General features: G+C 59.8%; 15 protein-coding genes. 6 read left to right on the top strand and 9 right to left on the bottom strand.

Going from position 1 to position 16,443, the window contains the following annotated elements:
• Positions 1–3 precede the first annotated feature (3 nt).
• Together G5S37_RS01745 and G5S37_RS01740 are read right to left on the bottom strand one after the other, a co-directional pair.
• Positions 4–375, bottom strand: coding sequence for a DUF721 domain-containing protein (locus tag G5S37_RS01745; protein WP_165200150.1), 372 nt, complete (start codon positions 373–375; stop codon positions 4–6).
• Positions 376–517: 142 nt separating this feature from the next.
• Positions 518–751: a ferredoxin gene (locus tag G5S37_RS01740; protein ID WP_165200148.1), complete on the bottom strand. Its 234-nt coding sequence runs from the start codon at positions 749–751 to the stop codon at positions 518–520.
• Between the two features lie 233 nt (positions 752–984).
• Here G5S37_RS01740 and G5S37_RS01735 point away from each other — a divergent pair, with 233 nt between their 5' ends.
• Together G5S37_RS01735 and G5S37_RS01730 are read left to right on the top strand one after the other, a co-directional pair.
• Positions 985–1,893 (top strand): chlorite dismutase family protein, encoded by a 909-nt coding sequence (locus G5S37_RS01735; protein ID WP_165200146.1) that lies wholly within the window; start codon positions 985–987, stop codon positions 1,891–1,893.
• A gap of 52 nt (positions 1,894–1,945) precedes the next feature.
• Positions 1,946–2,734 (top strand): thiazole synthase, encoded by a 789-nt coding sequence (locus tag G5S37_RS01730; protein ID WP_276617016.1) that lies wholly within the window; start codon positions 1,946–1,948, stop codon positions 2,732–2,734.
• A gap of 236 nt (positions 2,735–2,970) precedes the next feature.
• Here G5S37_RS01730 and G5S37_RS01725 read toward each other — a convergent pair whose 3' ends face one another.
• Entirely contained in the window at positions 2,971–3,981 is a 1,011-nt protein-coding gene (locus G5S37_RS01725; RefSeq protein ID WP_165200142.1) for a M56 family metallopeptidase, read from the bottom strand.
• Between the two features lie 12 nt (positions 3,982–3,993).
• On the bottom strand, positions 3,994–4,401 hold the full coding sequence (locus G5S37_RS01720; protein WP_165200140.1) for a BlaI/MecI/CopY family transcriptional regulator: 408 nt from the start codon (positions 4,399–4,401) through the stop codon (positions 3,994–3,996).
• A gap of 124 nt (positions 4,402–4,525) precedes the next feature.
• Between G5S37_RS01720 and G5S37_RS01715 the strand changes: the two genes are divergently transcribed.
• Entirely contained in the window at positions 4,526–5,374 is an 849-nt protein-coding gene (locus G5S37_RS01715; RefSeq protein ID WP_165200138.1) for a hypothetical protein, read from the top strand.
• A gap of 171 nt (positions 5,375–5,545) precedes the next feature.
• Here G5S37_RS01715 and feoB read toward each other — a convergent pair whose 3' ends face one another.
• Positions 5,546–7,663 (bottom strand): ferrous iron transport protein B, encoded by a 2,118-nt coding sequence (gene feoB, locus G5S37_RS01710; protein WP_165200136.1) that lies wholly within the window; start codon positions 7,661–7,663, stop codon positions 5,546–5,548.
• Between the two features lie 9 nt (positions 7,664–7,672).
• On the bottom strand, positions 7,673–7,912 hold the full coding sequence (locus G5S37_RS01705) for a FeoA family protein (protein WP_165200134.1): 240 nt from the start codon (positions 7,910–7,912) through the stop codon (positions 7,673–7,675).
• Between the two features lie 169 nt (positions 7,913–8,081).
• Here G5S37_RS01705 and G5S37_RS01700 point away from each other — a divergent pair, with 169 nt between their 5' ends.
• From G5S37_RS01700 to G5S37_RS01690, 3 genes are read left to right on the top strand one after another with little or no spacing between them, the layout of a single operon-like run.
• Positions 8,082–9,728 carry an altronate dehydratase family protein gene (locus tag G5S37_RS01700; RefSeq protein WP_206026272.1) on the top strand — a complete coding sequence of 549 codons (1,647 nt, stop codon included), beginning with the start codon at positions 8,082–8,084 and terminating at the stop codon, positions 9,726–9,728.
• 35 nt (positions 9,729–9,763) lie between these two features.
• On the top strand, positions 9,764–11,077 hold the full coding sequence (locus tag G5S37_RS01695) for an SUMF1/EgtB/PvdO family nonheme iron enzyme (protein ID WP_165200130.1): 1,314 nt from the start codon (positions 9,764–9,766) through the stop codon (positions 11,075–11,077).
• Complete coding sequence (locus tag G5S37_RS01690) at positions 11,074–12,828, top strand: hypothetical protein (protein WP_165200120.1); 1,755 nt, start codon at positions 11,074–11,076, stop codon at positions 12,826–12,828. Before G5S37_RS01695 ends, G5S37_RS01690 begins: the two co-directional genes overlap by 4 nt.
• A 453-nt stretch (positions 12,829–13,281) precedes the next feature.
• Here the strand turns inward: G5S37_RS01690 and G5S37_RS01685 are convergent, their stop codons facing one another.
• From G5S37_RS01685 to G5S37_RS01675, 3 genes are all read right to left on the bottom strand, one after another.
• On the bottom strand, positions 13,282–13,992 hold the full coding sequence (locus G5S37_RS01685) for a hypothetical protein (RefSeq protein WP_165200118.1): 711 nt from the start codon (positions 13,990–13,992) through the stop codon (positions 13,282–13,284).
• A gap of 28 nt (positions 13,993–14,020) precedes the next feature.
• Positions 14,021–15,931, bottom strand: a complete 1,911-nt coding sequence (locus G5S37_RS01680; RefSeq protein ID WP_165200116.1) for a serine hydrolase — start codon at positions 15,929–15,931, stop codon at positions 14,021–14,023.
• Positions 15,932–16,026: 95 nt separating this feature from the next.
• Positions 16,027–16,359, bottom strand: coding sequence for a hypothetical protein (locus G5S37_RS01675; protein WP_206026271.1), 333 nt, complete (start codon positions 16,357–16,359; stop codon positions 16,027–16,029).
• Between the last annotated feature and the right edge of the window lie 84 nt (positions 16,360–16,443).

The raw sequence follows: 16,443 nt of genomic DNA, 5'->3' as shown, positions 1-16,443 counted from the left end.
CCGTCACCCGTGCCGGAAGCGCAAATCCTTGATCTCCTTCTCACCGAACCGCTCCTGAAGCCGCTTCAGCAGGGAGGCCTTCTGCATCATCAGGGTGTGGTGCAGCGCCGGCTGCAGGACACGCACGGTGAGCACGCCACGCTTCAGGCCGTCGGGGGCCGTGTGGCGGGCATTGAACGAGCCCACGATGCCCTCCCAGGCAGCGGCGACGTCGTCCTCGCGCAGGCGCTCATCCAGCTTCCAGGTCTTCAGGATCTGGGGGATGATGGACTCGAGACTCTGCGCATGGCTGTCCATGAGCGGGCCGTCCTCCACGCCGCGCCAGTCCGTGATGGCCTGGTGGCGGAGTCGGTCTCGTCGGGTGGCCCAGCGCATGGGGGAGATTCAGGGGAAAAGGGGTGGGAGTCAACGGGCAACCGGGAAGGCAACGGTGTCTCCAGCTGGCCTGCCAAAAAAAGAAAAACCGCACCCTGCCGGGCGCGGCTTTTCGAAAGGGTATGAGAGGCGAAAAGGAGGCTTACTCGCCGTCCGCGCCAATGGCTTCCACCGGGCATCCCGCCATGGCTTCCTCGCAGAGGCGCTGCTCTTCGTCGTTCTCCGCCTGCTTGTAGACGTAGCTGTGGCCACCGTCGTCGTCGCGGGTGAAGTTGGCCGGGGCAGTTTCACGGCAAAGGTCACAGTCGATGCACTGGTCGTCCACGTAGAACTTGCCAGCGGTATTCTGCGGATACTTATTTTCGACGTCTGCCATTTTTCGAGTTTTGGTAAAAGTTGGATCGCAGGGTAATGTCTGGTGGCGGGGATTCAAACGGTTTTTTGGCCAGTCAAACTTCCCCGGCAGCACAGGTCTTCAGCTTTCGTATTCGTCTCTGGTGCAGGATGCGGGCCACGGCGGCGGGATTTTTCCTCGGTGCTTGTCTTCCGCCTCCCCCAATGCTCCATTCCCCTCCCTCTTCCTTACCCACTCGCTCCCCCCTGCCTCCCATGTCCTCGACCATCCCCTTCCCCTCCACCTCGGCCTCGGCTCAGCCCGCCACGGCCCTGAAACCTCTCGTCCCGGTGGAAGGCCTGCACGTAGTGCACCTGTATTACACGGTGGATCACGGTCTGTGGCAGACACTCACCACCGAAGAGCAGCAGGAGGCCAAGACACGCCTTGCGAAGCTGGTCCAGACCATCCGCTCGCATCCCCGCACCCAACTGCTGACCTTCAGCGTGATCACCCCCAAGGCGGACCTCGGCTTCATGCTGATGACGCCGGATTTGCAGGATGCGAACCTCTTCGAAAAGCAGCTTACGCTCGGCCTCGGTCCTGACATCCTGGAGCCGGTGTACAGCTACTACTCCATGACGGAGCTCAGCGAGTACTCCACCTCCGAAGAGGAGTACAAGAAACAGCTCCGCGCCGAGCTGCAGAATCAGGAGGAGCACGGCACCGAAATCGTCCTGAGCCCCAATGATCTGGACGGCAGCGACACCTTCGAACTGCGCCTGAATGAATGGCGCGAGCGCATGAAGAAGTACAATCAGGACCGCCTCTACCCGAACATGGCTGACTGGCCGGTCCTTTGCTTCTACCCCATGAGCAAGCGCCGCTCGGACGGGAACAACTGGTACGCGACCGAGTTTGAAGCACGCCGCGAGCTGATGCAGGGCCACGCCCGAGTGGGCCGCCAGTGGCACGGCAAGGTGCGCCAGCTCATCACCGGCTCGACCGGCCTGGACCTCATGGAGTGGGGCGTGACGCTGCTGGCCCACGACACCTACCACATCAAGGGCATCGTGTACCAGATGCGCTTCGACGAAGTCAGCTCGAAGTACGCCGAATTCGGGGACTTCTACATCGGCCTGCAGATGCCGCTGGATGAACTGCTGCGCCGTGTGCAGCTCTAAGAAGAGACGAAGGTCAAAACCAGAAGCACCGCACTCACTCATTACCGACTTCGTGACGCAAGGGACTCCATTCACCATCGCCGGACGCCAGATCCGGTCACGCCTGATGCTGGGCACGGGCAAGTTCAGCTCAGGAGAAAAGATGCGCGCCGCCCTGGATGCCAGCGGAGGTGAGATCGTAACGGTGGCCCTGCGCCGCGCCGACCTGACTGGGAAGAAGGATCCCTTTGCGAACATCCTCGAGTTCATCCCTGCGGACAAGTACCTGCTCCTGCCCAATACCAGCGGCGCGATGAATGCCGAGGAAGCCGTGCGCCTCGCAAGACTGGCCGTGGCTGCGGGATTGCCGAATTGGGTGAAACTGGAGATTCATCCCGACCCCCGCTACTTGCTGCCCGATCCGGTGGAAACACTGAAGGCGGCTGAGGTGCTCGTGAAGGAAGGCTTCGTAGTGCTGCCCTATATCAACGCTGACCCCGTGCTCGCCAAGCGCCTGCAGGATGTGGGGACCGCGACCGTGATGCCGCTCGGTTCGCCGATTGGCTCGCACCAGGGAATCACGACACGGAAGCAGATCGAAATCATCATCGAACAAGCCTCCGTGCCCGTGGTGGTGGATGCCGGCATCGGCGCTCCAAGCCACGCCGCCGAAGCCTTGGAGATGGGTGCGGATGCAGTGCTGGTGAATACGGCGATTGCCGTGGCCGGTGACCCCGTACGCATGGCCCAGGCCTTCAAGATGGCCGTGGAAGCTGGCAGGGCCGCGTATGAAATCGGCCTAGCTGATGCCAGTGAGCGCGCTTCCGCGACGAGTCCGCTCGGGGCGTTCTTGAATCCGTGAGTCATCAAGTTTCCACGCCCCTGAGGTGACTTGTGCCGAAGGCCTTGGACTGCGGATGCCTGCAGCCGCTTTCCCTCAGTGCAGCCTGCTGCACGCCGTACCGCGACGAAGTCGCCAAGCTTTCCCGGGGGGTGTCGTGCTGCGAGTGATTGTCACCATCGCCACAGCAGGCTGTGGACTCTTCAAAGCGGCAGCAGGCTGCCGCAGTCCAGGGCCTACGGCTTCTGAGAAACCCCTCACGGATCCGCCGGAAACGGATTCGCATCCAGTCGGAGTTGGGCCTCGGACTGAAGCTGCGCATAGTGAGCCGCATCTTCGCGCTGCAGGTGCATTGTGGTCGCGAACACCACCACGAGCGCCAGGATTCCAATCGCCACGCAGGCAACCCACGAGGGATTGGCATGCCCTGCCCCGTGATGATTGAGTATCGAGGCCACACGTCGACGCAGACGCGACGGCGACCGTCCGAGGAAGGCCATCGCAGGAGCCGGAGTAGGCACCAGGGCACCACCCGCGAGCGTCAGCAAGGAACGCGCATAACTCTCCGGCCGCACACCTGACTTCAGCACTGCATCATCGCACACCTGCTCGCACGCTTCGGTCCAGCGACGGAGAGCGACATGAGCGAGAGGATGCCACCACCAGAGGGCGAGCGCCACCTCACCCGCAAGACGCCACCAGAGATCGCCGCGGCGCGCGTGTTCCATTTCATGGCGTAGCACGGCACGAAGCGTGGATGTCCGCCATGCCAGGGCCTGCTCAGGGAGCAGCACCACCGGATTCCATTTCCAAAGAGCGACACAGGCCGTGGCTACACGAGACGAAACACGCACCCGGGGCCGGCCCATCTCGGCAACGATTCGATGCATGGCCATGGAATGTGGCAAAGATTCCGAGGCCTCTTCCGAAGCTTCCACGAGGGCATGCATGCCGCGCCAGCGGACGAACAAGCGCAACAACAGCGCACCCGTTCCCAGCAGCCAGCATCCTGCGACGATCGTCATCCACCCGACTGCGGGCACTTGTGGTTCTCCTGAGGGCACGGGCACTCCACTCGCTTCAACATGGAAGTCCAAAACAAGACCGGTAACGGAAGCACCCCAGCGAACCAGCGGTAGGCCAATCAAAATCATGAGCCCAACCAGCAGCACCCTCCTGCGCAACGCATGCGCGTGTGCTGGCAAAACACCAGCAACCGCCAACACACCCAGAAGCGCGAGGGTCATGGAAAGCAGCAGAGAGATCATGGTGTTGGTGCCTCAGCGGTTGGAGGATTTCTTCTTGCGCGCATGCTCCTCCAGCATGTCGCGGATTTTCTTGAGTTCCTCCGCGGGAAGCTGGCGTTCGTTTTCAGCAAGCAGCGTGGCAACGAGTTCGCTGGGCGAGCCGCCGAAGAAAGTATCCAGCATGCGGCCCAGGGCGCCTTTGCGCGCACGGGTAAGCGGAACGGCGGGCGCATAGAGGTACTGGCGCGAAGCAGGATCCTTCCGCACCCGGGCGAGGCCTTTCTCCACCAGAAGCCCCAGCAGGGCGCGCACAGCGGAGTAGCTGGGCTCACCGGACATCTGCTCCTGCACCTGCCCCACCCCGGACTCTCCCGTTCGATGGAGGATGTCCATGGCTTCGCGCTCGCGGCGCGGGAGGGGTTCGTCAGCGGGGGCGGGCATGTGCAGAATTTTCCGCACTTTGAACCCGGCGCAAGGGGAAAGATGGAACCGGCTCAAACTTAGTGCAGAAAAATCTGCACTTTTTCGTTTGACGATCCGGGGGTTAATGCAGAAAAATCTGCACATGAAAGCCGAATCCGATTCCATACGCCGTCTTCATGTCCTTTGCACCGCGCTCGTGACAGGCGGTCTCGCACTTCTGCTGGGCGCCTGCGCCTCGTCCTCCTCAAGCAGCTCGGTCGCCTACAGCGAGGGTTATATCGGTGGTCGCACCGCCTCGGGAGCCGTTCCTTCCACTTCTCCACAAAAATCAAAAGCCTTGGAGAGTAGACCTGGTCTGGGCACCACACTGGGCAGCGAATACACCGATAACTCCGTTGCCACCATGTTCTACCGCCGCAGCCAGTCCACGCCGGATGCCGTGGGCTCCTTCTACTATAACGACGAAGAAGGCGCCAAAGCCATGTCGGAGTTCCTAGGCGACTCGTCGAAGCACACCGGCAGCTTCAAGCTGGCAGGCGGCAGGGTGAGGGCTCTTCTGGATACGGGATGGTATGGCGGCAAACTCCCGTGGTACGAGTCCAACGGAAAGATCTTCGTGATCGGCGAAGCAGGCAGGAGCTACTTCATCGTGCTGGAAAACCCCGGCAAGGAAAAGGTGGAAGTCGTGGTGTCTGTGGATGGCCTTGATACGCTGAGTGGCACACCCGCCTCTGCAAGCCGGCGCGGCTATGTCATTCCCCCGAAGAGCGAAATCCGTATCGATGGCATGAAATACAATGGCAAGATGCGTCGCTTCGAATTCGGTTCCGTACGCGACTCCCAGGCAGCCAAGTCCGGCGGCGAAAAAGGCGCACGCAACGTCGGCGTCATCGGCGTGGCCGTGTACGTGGAAGACGAAGCTGCCGCGAAGATGGCCCGCATCAAAGAAGGCATGACACGCGACGACGCACGCGCCTTCCCGGGAAGCTGAAGTCAGGCTTTCTTTCCACCCGGAATCTTCGCTTTAGGCGCCGAACCGCAGGACGAACATCCTGCGGTTTTTTTCTTGGGTCGGAAGATCCTGCGAACGAAGATGACCAGCGTGCCGAGCACCACAAGGAGTGCGGCCCAGGATTGCCAGTCGTTCGATGCAGGCATGACGTCAGAAGCCCAGCAGGCGCCCTCCTTGATAGACAACAAAACTGGCCAGCCAAGCCGCGGCGGTCATGTAGCCAATCTGGAAGAGCGGCCATTTCCAGCCGTTCGTCTCGCGCTTCACCACGGCGACCGTGCTGAGGCACTGCATGGCGAACACAAAGAAGACCATGATGCTCACGCACACCAGTGGGGTAAAGACGGGGGAGCCGTCAGGCCACTTCTCAGCAGCCATGTGCTCACGAAGCTGGATATTCTCCTCATCATCCTCTGCCTGCACCGCGTAGACGATGCCCATGGTGCTGTTGAAGACTTCACGCGCCGCGAAGCTGGCGATGAGGCCGATGCCAATCTGCCAGTCAAAGCCCAGCGGCTTGATGACTGGCTCCACGAAGTGGCCCGCCTGTCCGGCAAAGCTGTTGGCGAGCTGCACGGACTTGTCCTCAGTGTTTGTTTTGGGATAGGTCATCGCCGCCCACAGGAGGATGGAGAGACCAAGGATTACGGTACCCGCACGGCGCACGAAGATGCGGGCACGCTCAAGGATGAAGAGCAGGACGTGCTTGAATGCAGGACGCTTGTAGCTGGGCATTTCCAGCACCATCAGGCTGCTCTGTCCTTTCATCAGCGTACGCTTGAACAACCATGCGAGAGCAAACGCGCCGGAGGTGCCCAGAGCATACATGGAGAGCATGATGAGCGCCTTGGTCATGGTGGAAGCCCGATCAGACGGCAGCATGGCTGCAATCATCAGCGTGTAGACCGGGATGCGCGCGGAGCAGCTCGCCAATGGCGCCACCAAGATGGTGACGATGCGATCCTTCAATCCGGGAATCGTACGGGTAGCCATGATTCCCGGTACCGCGCAGCCGAAGGAGCTCAGAAATGGAATGAATGACTTTCCACTCAATCCCACCACACCCATCAAGCGATCCAGAATGAAAGCCACACGAGCCATGTAACCTGTGTCTTCCATGAGCCCGAGGAAGAGGAAGAGAATGAGAATCTGCGGAAGAAAGACCACGACACCCTGGACCCCGGCAATAACTCCCTGAACAATCAGGTCCCGCAGATCGCCGGCGGGCATGGTGGATTCCACCCAAGAGCCCAGCGCGCCGAACGTGTCTTCGATCCAGGTGGTGGCACCCTCCGAGAGGCTGAACACCGCGTAGAACATGACGAACATCATGCCTGCGAGCGAGAGAATGCCCCACACGGGATGCAGCAGGACGCGGTCCAGCTTGTCCGTGAAGGTGCTCTCCTCGCGCTCAGGACGGCGGAGGACGCCACCCAGCAACTTTTCAATGGCTTCATAGCGCGCGCCAGCCAGCGTGTCCTCCCAGCCGGGAAACTTCTTCTCCAGCGCATCGTGTGCCGCGGCGATGCGGTTCACGTGCTCGTCCTTGATCCCGTAATGCTCAGGATCGTGATCCGAAATCAAATAGAGCGGCTCCAGCAGCGAAGCCTCATTGTGCAGGGCACCGGCATTCACCAGATCACCGCGCACCTCAATCAGCGCGCGTGTGATGTCCGCTGGCATGGGAGCCTCATGTTTCGGGGGCGCTTCGAGCTTGCGGCTCATGGCCGCCTTCAGTTCCACCAGGCCTTTGCCAATGCTGGCCTGCATGGGGATGATGGGCACCCCGAGATGCTGACTGAGTTGGGCAAGGTCGATGCGCCACTGCTTGGCCTCGGCCACGTCCATCATGTTCAGCACCACAATGGTCGGCAATCCCAGTTCCAGCACCTGGGTAGCAAGGTAGAGATTGCGTTCGAGGTTCGACGCATCCACCACGATCACGACGGCGTCCGGGCGCGGGACATCCCGACGTCGGCCAAAGAGCACATCACGCACCACGGCCTCATCGGGCGAGCGTGCGTTCAGGCTGTAGGCACCGGGAAGGTCGATGAGCTTCATCCGCTTCCCGTGCAGGGACATGCAGGAGCCCTCGCGCTTCTCCACGGTCACGCCGGGATAGTTCGCCACCTTCTGCTTCAGGCCGGTGAGCGCGTTGAAAATCGTGCTCTTCCCACAATTCGGATTGCCCACGATGGCAAACAGCGTCTCGCGAGTGGCAACACTCGCCGGCTGCTCCGGCAATGCATCAGCTACAGCTCCAGGCATGAAAATGAACTACTGGGGGAGAATCTTGATGTGCTGCGCTTCGCTGCGGCGCATGGCGAGGCGGGAACCGCGGACCGAGATCTCAATGGGATCTCCCAGGGGGGCGCGACGCACAAGGCGGACACGGGTGCCTGGCACCAGGCCAAGCTCACGCAGCCGCGTGATATGTTCATCATGCCCAACGGGGATGTCTTCGATGACCGCGGAGGCGCCGGGAGGGAGCTGGCAGAGGGTGGTGGCAGTGGGCATGATGCGGGTCCGAAGGTATTGAGAATGGGTCGCAGATGCAATGTAAACGTTCGGGATTTTCCGTTCTCTCGCCCGAAGGTCAAATCCCCAGATCCCGCCGTGATGTGGCTTACGGCACCACTTGATTATCAGCGGCTCAATGCCGATCTTGCGTTTCACCCACCCGCTCATGCGCTCCATCCTCCGCATCCATCCCGCCGATGATCTCATTGTGGCACTCCAGCCATTGAAAGCGGGTCAGACTTATCAGCTCGATCACGAATCCTGGAGTCTTCCGGGAGATGTGGGCGCGAAACAGAAGTTTGCCGCGCACGACTTCGCCGCTGGAGATCGGGTGACGATGTATGGCGTCACGGTGGGCCGCACCACGCAGGCCATTACGGCTGGAGCGCTTGTGCACACGCACAATCTCAAGCACGACTCGGACGCCTTCGGCGGCAAGCAGCAGGACTTCGCGTGGAGCGGACCGGATGTCTCGCGCTGGAAGTCGCGCACCTTCGCAGGCTACAAGCGTCCCACCGGGCGCGCTGGTTCTGCAAACTACTGGGTGGTGATCCCGCTGGTGTTTTGTGAGAACCGCAATCTCGGCTTCATGCGCGAGGCCTTGCTGACGGAACTCGGGTACAAGAAGACCGGGCCGTACCAGCAGTTCGCACGACAACTTGCCACGATGCATCAGAAGGGTGCGTCGAAGTCGGAACTCGAATCACTCACGGCAGCCTTTGAGAAGACTGCGCTGCCACAGCCGCTGTTCCCGCATGTGGATGGTGTGAAGTTTCTGGAGCATGGCTTGGGATGCGGCGGCACACGGCAGGATGCGGAAGCGCTCTGCGCGCTGCTCGCGGGATACATCGCGCATCCGAATGTCGCCGGCGCCACGGTGCTGAGCCTCGGTTGCCAGCATGCGCAGGTCAGCGTGCTGGAGAAGGCACTCGCGGATCGGCATCCGCATTTCTCCAAGCCGCTGCACATCTTTGAGCAGCAGAAGTCCGCTTCGGAGCAGGACATGATGAGCCGCGCCATCAGGACCACCTTTCTGGGAGTCGCCGAGGCCAACGAACTGCGGCGCGAGCCATGCGCCATCAGCGATCTCATCGTGGGCGTGGAGTGTGGCGGCAGCGATGGCTTCTCGGGGATCTCCGCGAATCCTGCGATTGGCCACACGGCGGATCTCTTGGTCGCTCTCGGCGGCACCGCAGCGCTTTCGGAATTCCCCGAACTTTGCGGCATCGAGCAGGAACTCAGCAATCGCTGCGTGACCGCATCTCTCGCAGATCGCTTTGTGCAACTCATGCGCTCCTACCAGAAAGCTGCGGAAGCCTGTGGCAGCGGATTCGATGCGAATCCTTCACCCGGCAACATCCGCGATGGCCTGATCACCGATGCCATCAAGTCCGCCGGCGCCGCAAAGAAAGGCGGCACCTCACCGGTGACTGATGTGCTGGACTATCCCGAGCCCATCACAAAGTCCGGCCTCGCACTCGTATGCACTCCGGGCAATGACGTGGAAAGCACCACCGCCCTCGCAGGTGCCGGCTGCACGGTGATGCTCTTCACCACCGGCCTGGGCACCCCCACCGGCAATCCCATCTGCCCCACGCTCAAGATCTCCACGAACACCGAACTCGCCCTCCGCATGGGTGACGTCATTGATTATGATGCCGGCCCCATCATCACCGGAAAGAAAACGGTGGAACAGGCTGGTGAAGAACTGCTGGATCTGACGATCGCCACCGCGAGTGGTGCATACATGCCGAAGGCGGTGGCATTGGGACAAGATGACTTCCTGCCGTGGAAGCGTGGCGTGTCCCTCTAACGTGCAAAGTATCTCAGCGAGGCTACGACGCTGGCATGCCTCTGGCTGCCATGCTCACGAACGTGCATGCACATGACCAGATTGAGCGACGGCACTATTCTCATGCATTGAGATATGCCGCTGTTGCATTCCAAGAGCCCTGGTTTGCAACTGCAAGTGCTGTGACGAAATTGACGCTGTTGCATTGCGTCCTTTCTTACTTGGGTCTCGCGAACAAGAGACTATTGTCGCGCCCCGTTGAATCCATGTTACGTTCTTGTGTTATTGCCCTATCCCTATCCAGCTTGTCCACCGCAGCGTTCAGCGAGAGTGGACCAGGCGAAGATAGTGATGCTCCAGATCGAAAAGAAATCATCAACAGCGTGGGCATGAAGTTGGTGGAACTGCCGGGCACGCCGGTGTTTGTGTCCATCTGGGAGACACGCGTGTCGGATTGGGATGCCTACATCAAGGAGAAAGGCATTCCCTGGACATATAAGCCAGCATTCACGCAAACCACACAGGATCCTGTGGTGAACGTGACATTTTCAGAGGCGCAGGAGTTTTGCACTTGGCTGACGGCGCATGAAAGGAAGGCTGGAGTGCTGAAAGCAGGGCAGTCCTATCGCCTTCCCAGCAAGGCCGAATGGGACGCCGCATCGGGTATTGCCACCGAGTCTAATGCGTCCGACAGCCTCTATCCTTGGGGCGACGCCTGGCCACCGCCTCAGCAATCAGGAAACTACGGCCATCAACCCATCGCTGAAGTTTCCGAAGATGGATATGCCTTCACAGCGCCAGTGGGTCAATTTCTCCCGTCCCGCAGCGGTTGTTATGATCTCGGGGGGAACGTCTGGGAATGGACTTCAGACCACCTGCAAACCGGTGAACTCGCCGTGACCCTGCGCGGAGGTTCATGGATGTACTGGCGCCAGGAGTGCCTGGAAACGCAGTACGCCTATCATGTGTCTGCGAGCACTCGCTCGCCTGGTGTTGGATTCCGCTGCGTGCTTGAAGACAGCGCTGCCGCCGAACGAATGGAACTTGAGCAGAAAAAAATGGCTTCAAAGTTGATGGAAAAGCCGGTGGTGGGACAGGAGGAAATCGAAGAGGAAAAACGCAAACTCATGGGACGCAGGACCATGGACGAGAAGGCGATCGATGAGGCAAAGCGCGAGTTCATGAAGAACCCGACGGTTGACCAGAAAGAAGTCGATGAAGCCAGGCGCAAACTGATGGAGACCCCGGTTATTGATCAAAAGGAACTCGACGAGGCAAAACGAAGCCTGCTGAGACGAAGGCAGGACACTGAAGACAGCCAACCAAACGGCCCAGCCCCCACACCCGCGGAAATCCCGGCTTCAAAATGAGCATCCCAGGATCTCCCTCGGCACCTTCACCATCGCCGCGCCGCTTGTCACCCTCGAAGAGAAGGGCCCGGATATTCATCGTCGCTTCCTTCGTGCTGCTCGCCATGGCGGGAGGAACCTGGCTCCTGCTACCTAGGGCAAAACAAATCTGGCACACCTGGGAGGCCAGGAAACTCTCGAAGGAAGGCATCGCCCTTCTGGATGCCGGGCAACCGCAGAAGGCTTTTGAGTTGCTCGCGCAAGCAGTTCGCAAGGCTCCAAACGATCCCCTCGTGACGAGGTCCATTGCCAGGTGCCTGGATGAGCTGCCCGGTGCTGAGAGAAGTGCCTTCCGCGCCTGGAACCAACTTCAGCATTTGGGTGCTGCAACATGGGAGGACACGGTGGCGATGGGACAGGCTGCCCTCCGCTGCAACGATCTCGCGCGCGCCCTCCAAATCGAAGCTTCTCTTCCCGAAACCTGCCGTCAGGAACGACTGACACGCGAATTCCGCGCCGCCGTTCTTCAAAAGGGCGGCAAGGTCGCCGAAGCCAAAGAGATGCGGCTCGCAATCTGGCGCGAACACCGCGACGATCCCGAGTGCCGTGTGAAACTCGCCGCGGAAGAAATCCATTCACACGACAAGGCAACCCGTGATGCGGCAACCGACATCTTGTGGGAGGCTGCACGCGGAGAAGGAAAGTTGACCGTCATTGGTCTGTCTGCACTCGCACTTTCCAACTCGCTCGATTCCTCGAAACTGGGCGAGCTCGCTGAGCTCGCCAGCAAGGCACCCGCCTTCAATGACATGCAGCGCTATTGGGTCTTTGAGCAGTGCGTGGCGAAGTCGCCGGAGCTGATCGACACCATCATCCCCCTCGCCAAAAAACTCATTTCACCGGAAAAGAAGGAAACGAGGGATCTCTTTTACCAGTGGATCTCACGGCACAGTAAAAGCGACACCGTACTCAGCGAGATTTCAGAGTCCGACGCAATGGGCTCTCGCGGACTCTTTCTTGCACGCGCCAATGCTCTCATGCGCAGAGGCCAATGGGAATCCCTGGAGCGCATGCTCGATAACCGACCGCTTCCTGTCTCCAAGGTGGATCTGGAACTCATCCGGGCATTCCTCGCGCGTAATCTAAAGGAAGGTGATACCATGGTTGGGCACCTGAACGGCGCCATCTTGTATGCCTCAGGAAACAACAAGGCATCGGAGCTGGCCCAGGTCGGAGCAGGCGCGGAATCCCTGGGCCAGGTAGAGGTGGCCCTCACGGCCTACTGGGAGCTGGCCGGGATGGACAGCCCTGCGAAACTACCCACTCTTCGACGGATCTATGAACTCAGCGAACGCCGTCGCGATGCCGCTGGCATGTTGAAGGCAGCGAATGCCATGCTGAAGCTCGAACCGGGCTGGCACTCCTCCAGCAGCGAACTGGATTATCTGAGGTTGCTCTCCGGCATCGAGATGGACCGGCCTTTGGGGCACTTTCTATATGCAAAGGACGATGCATCGGAACAAGAGCCCATCGCGCTCCTGTCAAAAGCCCTCGCCGAGTTTCACGCGGGCGACTTCCAGAGCATGAAGCGCAGCTTGGAAATCGCTGCGAGCCATGCCATGAAATTGGAACCCGGCCCCAAGGCCGTGCTGGCGGGACTCTTGTGGAAAGCAGGCAAACGCGAAGAAGCCGCCGCCATGGCCAGGGACGTCGTCGCGGCGGAGATGTTTGAAGAAGAACGCCGGTACCTGTCTCCCATCAAGCTGGACTAGGCAGCCCGTCACCTCACTGTCTGTCGAAGCGGGCAGAGTGTCTTTGTAGAACCACCAAACTGGAACTATTGAACATTGCGCAATAGACTGACAATTTTCTCCAACTTATTGTCTTGGTCAGCACCCGAAGTTGCAGCCTGAAGGGCTGCAGGAGCCCAGCCCAGGGTTAGGGAGCCTAAGCGACCGACACCCTGGGTGGTGTACGATAATGTATCCCACCCTGAAGGGGTGGAGGAGCACGTGGCAGCCTGTGCAACGTGGCACTTTCCCACCGTAGGCGATAGAACACCTGAATGGTCAACTCTCCTCCGCCCCTTCAGGGCGGCCACCAATTCCAATGCGACCCAGGGTGTCGGTCGCCAGGGCTCCCTAACCCTGGGCTGGGCTCCTGTGCCCCTTCAGGGCACGAGTTCCAACACGTCAGTCTTTTGTGCAAGACTCAATAGACCGCTGTCAGCCCTCTCTGGGCTCAGTATGTGTCAGAGTCGCTTTGACGATTTTCCTTTCGCTCACCTTGTACCGGACATCTGCCTCATAATAGATCGGGACCTTATCCCCGGTCTCCTTGACGACATCCCCGCTTGCTTTGACCAGCAGGCTGTCCGCATCCAGCCAACGCACCGGAAGTTGACGCAGGCTGCGAAAACACTCCTTGGCACCCAGCAATTGAAAGGCTGCATCGGTGGGAGATGGCAGTTCGATTTCACGCAGTCCGGATGGGTCCACCTGAAACACCTGGAGCTTGGTGGTACGTTTGGAATCGCGGAACATCAACGCGCACCTCTTGGAATCGGGCGACCATAGGACTACGGCATTATCCACCTCGGCCTGTGCTGTCGAAGTGTATCCGCCCGCAGGAACAGTGCCTGCCACCTTGCCGGTGGCCACCGTCACCAATTCCAACACGTTGGGATCCTCTGATTTGGGTTCTCCCTTTATCCGGAGCAGCACCGCCCCATCCGGAGATTTGCCCTCAGGGAGCTCAACCACGGATTCCTCCGCTGGAAGGACAGCGGCCGCGAAAGGAAATAGCCCGGCCACTACGAGACCGAGGAGCGTGCGTCTTCGGGGTAGCTTCGCACAGTTCCCCTCGCGTCCTTTAGACTCAGCAGTACGGGAAAGATCGAATTTCATGGTTTCCATCAGTAAGGGATTGTCGCTCAACCAGGCTCACTTATTCGACGATAGTCCTTCATTTCTTAGGGTCGACCTCCCCCGCCCTTGCAAACGGCATCGCGATACCATTCTGGTGAAGAACCAGAGTCTGGACCTTGCCATCCTTCTCCCGCTTAAATTCCAACTCCACGCGGATCGCCTTGCAGAAGACGTGGTCTTTCTTTTCCGCCATCGGGTAGTAGGCGAAGTCAGGCTGCTCGCCCAGTTTTCCAAGCAGGAAGCTTCCGCGAGGAGAGAGTTTCATTTCGAAGGTCTGGGAAGCGAGCTGATATCTCCCCGTCAGCTCATTCAGCGCAGCCCGTGTCATCTCGCCTTCCTTGGGCTCGGCAAAGCGATTCCCTGAGATCACCGTGCCACGTTGCTTGAGAGTGACGGAAGATACGCCTCCTTTTTCATCGCGTTTGAATTCGAAATTCGCGTCCACATCCGGTTCGCGAAAGATGTCCTTGCCTGCGGGACCGACATCTCCCCAGCGTTGATCGGCGAGCTTGGCCTGCAGGCGTCCACGTTCCACACGGAAGCGCATCACTCCGAGCACGGAGAAATCAAACGTGCCCACATAGTCTTCGAGCTTGGTGCCCTCTGCGAGAGTCTGCTCGCTGAAACACGGCTGCGGCTGCATCTCGCGCCAGAGGAACTGCCTGGCCGCAAGCTCCGCCACGCTGGCAGCGGTGAAGCCGCCGATGGGGGAAGCGGAGTTGGACAGCACTACCACGGTGACGTTTTGATCCGGGAAACGCCGCAGCTCACTCGTGAATCCATTGAGGCCACCATTGTGCCAGATGCTATTCAACCCACGCACGTCTCCGACGACCCATCCGTAGGCATAGTTGCCATCGGAGGCCTCCAGCTTTTTGGGCGCATCAGGATAGTCCTTCAGCGGTGTGAAAGCCTTCTTCTGGGACTCGGGACGCAGCACGCGACCGTGGTAGATGGCTTCGTTCCACCGGTAGAGATCACCCACCGTGGAGTACAGCTCTCCTGCCCCACCGGCCTGGCTCATGTGCCAGTTGACCGCAGGCTTCCAACCGGCTTTCCCGTCCTTCTCATCCTTAGGCGCGTAACCCCTGGCCTCGTGCGCGAGGCCCAAGTCAGGGCGATGCGCACCGGTGGACTTCATGCCTTCCTTGTCGAACACACGCTCCTTCAGCAGCGCCACATACGTGCGGCCCTGCGTCTTCTCCACGATGTCACCGAGCAAGAAATAGCCCGAATTGCTATACATGTGAGCGCTGCCTGGCTCGAAGTTTGGAAACACATCGCGGAAGGAGGCGATGACCTGTGCCGACGTCATGGGCTTCGTGACGTCCTTCATGAAATCGGGAAGCGCAGTGAAATTGTAGATGCCGGAGGTGTGTGTGAGGAGCTGGTGCAGCGTCATCTTGTCCCCACGAGGGAAGCCGGGGTAAAACTTCGCCACGGTATCCGTGACCTTGAGTTTGCCATCTTCTTCTGAAAGCAAGACGGCTGTGGCGGTGAATTGCTTCGTCACGGAACCGATGCGAAAGGTCGTCTCCAGCGTGATCGGTTTCTTCGCCTCCATGTCCTCCATGCCGAAGCCGCGCTCATAGAGCACCTTGCCATCGCGCGAGACGAGGATGGCAAAACCAGGGCCGTCCGACTTAACGGAGTTCTTCAAGGCCCGGTCCATAATCTCCTCCGGCGTCGGAAACTCACGCTTCGTATCCGCGCCTTTCTTTGCCAGGAGTTCAGCTGCCTCATCACGGCCATGCATACGGGCCATCTGCCACGGGGTGAGGCCGCTGACTTCATGCGGCGCATTCACATCCGCGCCCTTTGAGAGAAGTCTCTCGATTTGGGTGAGATTTCCCCCGGCAGCTGCAGTGTGAATGGGAGCGGCAAGCAGCGGGCATGCGGCTGCCAGGCAAAGGAACACGCACGCTCCTGCGACAAGCTTGTTCGTCATGCCATGGAGGCTACCGCAGGAGTACCCCGGGTGTCACCAGAATTGCGTGCGCCATGATTGAGGAGCGACGGAAAAATAGCCAACCGCCCACGCGCTTACTTGGCGTTTCCCATGCCAGAGTGAATGTTCGCGATCGCCGCGTTGATTTTCTGCTCGGTCTTCTTTTTGTCCCCAGCCTTCGCTTGAGCGATAGCTTCATCGACCAGTTCCAGCGCTTCCACCCTGGCACCACCCTTGTTCTTGGCTGCGTTCTTGAGATGCTTCCTGGCGGACGTCAGCATCGGCAGAGGCGTATCGGACTTCTTCGCGGTTTGCAGCAATTCGAGCGCTGCCCTCATGTGGGGCTGGTCGGGATTCTCAGCTCCAACACGGGGTGTGCCCAGCGCTATGAGCAGCAACAGGGCGAGAACGGGGATGATCTGTTTCATGGCGTTCAGGGCTCAGAGGTTGCGGGCTTTGAGCCCTGAACGCTGGTAATAGTACTGGTTCTTTCAAAACGAAAAGGGGCCGCC

The organism is Roseimicrobium sp. ORNL1 (assembly GCF_011044495.1).
Lineage (GTDB): Bacteria > Verrucomicrobiota > Verrucomicrobiia > Verrucomicrobiales > Verrucomicrobiaceae > Roseimicrobium.
This window is presented reverse-complemented; position numbering and strand designations above follow the sequence as displayed.

Coding starts and splice junctions, on each gene's coding strand:
- G5S37_RS01745 (WP_165200150.1), bottom strand. CDS start 375: ATGCGCTGGGCCACCCGACGAGACCGACTCCGCCACCAGGCCATCACG.
- G5S37_RS01740 (WP_165200148.1), bottom strand. CDS start 751: ATGGCAGACGTCGAAAATAAGTATCCGCAGAATACCGCTGGCAAGTTC.
- G5S37_RS01735 (WP_165200146.1), top strand. CDS start 985: ATGTCCTCGACCATCCCCTTCCCCTCCACCTCGGCCTCGGCTCAGCCC.
- G5S37_RS01725 (WP_165200142.1), bottom strand. CDS start 3,981: ATGATCTCTCTGCTGCTTTCCATGACCCTCGCGCTTCTGGGTGTGTTG.
- G5S37_RS01720 (WP_165200140.1), bottom strand. CDS start 4,401: ATGCCCGCCCCCGCTGACGAACCCCTCCCGCGCCGCGAGCGCGAAGCC.
- G5S37_RS01715 (WP_165200138.1), top strand. CDS start 4,526: ATGAAAGCCGAATCCGATTCCATACGCCGTCTTCATGTCCTTTGCACC.
- feoB (WP_165200136.1), bottom strand. CDS start 7,663: ATGCCTGGAGCTGTAGCTGATGCATTGCCGGAGCAGCCGGCGAGTGTT.
- G5S37_RS01705 (WP_165200134.1), bottom strand. CDS start 7,912: ATGCCCACTGCCACCACCCTCTGCCAGCTCCCTCCCGGCGCCTCCGCG.
- G5S37_RS01700 (WP_206026272.1), top strand. CDS start 8,082: ATGCGCTCCATCCTCCGCATCCATCCCGCCGATGATCTCATTGTGGCA.
- G5S37_RS01695 (WP_165200130.1), top strand. CDS start 9,764: ATGCCTCTGGCTGCCATGCTCACGAACGTGCATGCACATGACCAGATT.
- G5S37_RS01690 (WP_165200120.1), top strand. CDS start 11,074: ATGAGCATCCCAGGATCTCCCTCGGCACCTTCACCATCGCCGCGCCGC.
- G5S37_RS01680 (WP_165200116.1), bottom strand. CDS start 15,931: ATGACGAACAAGCTTGTCGCAGGAGCGTGCGTGTTCCTTTGCCTGGCA.
- G5S37_RS01675 (WP_206026271.1), bottom strand. CDS start 16,359: ATGAAACAGATCATCCCCGTTCTCGCCCTGTTGCTGCTCATAGCGCTG.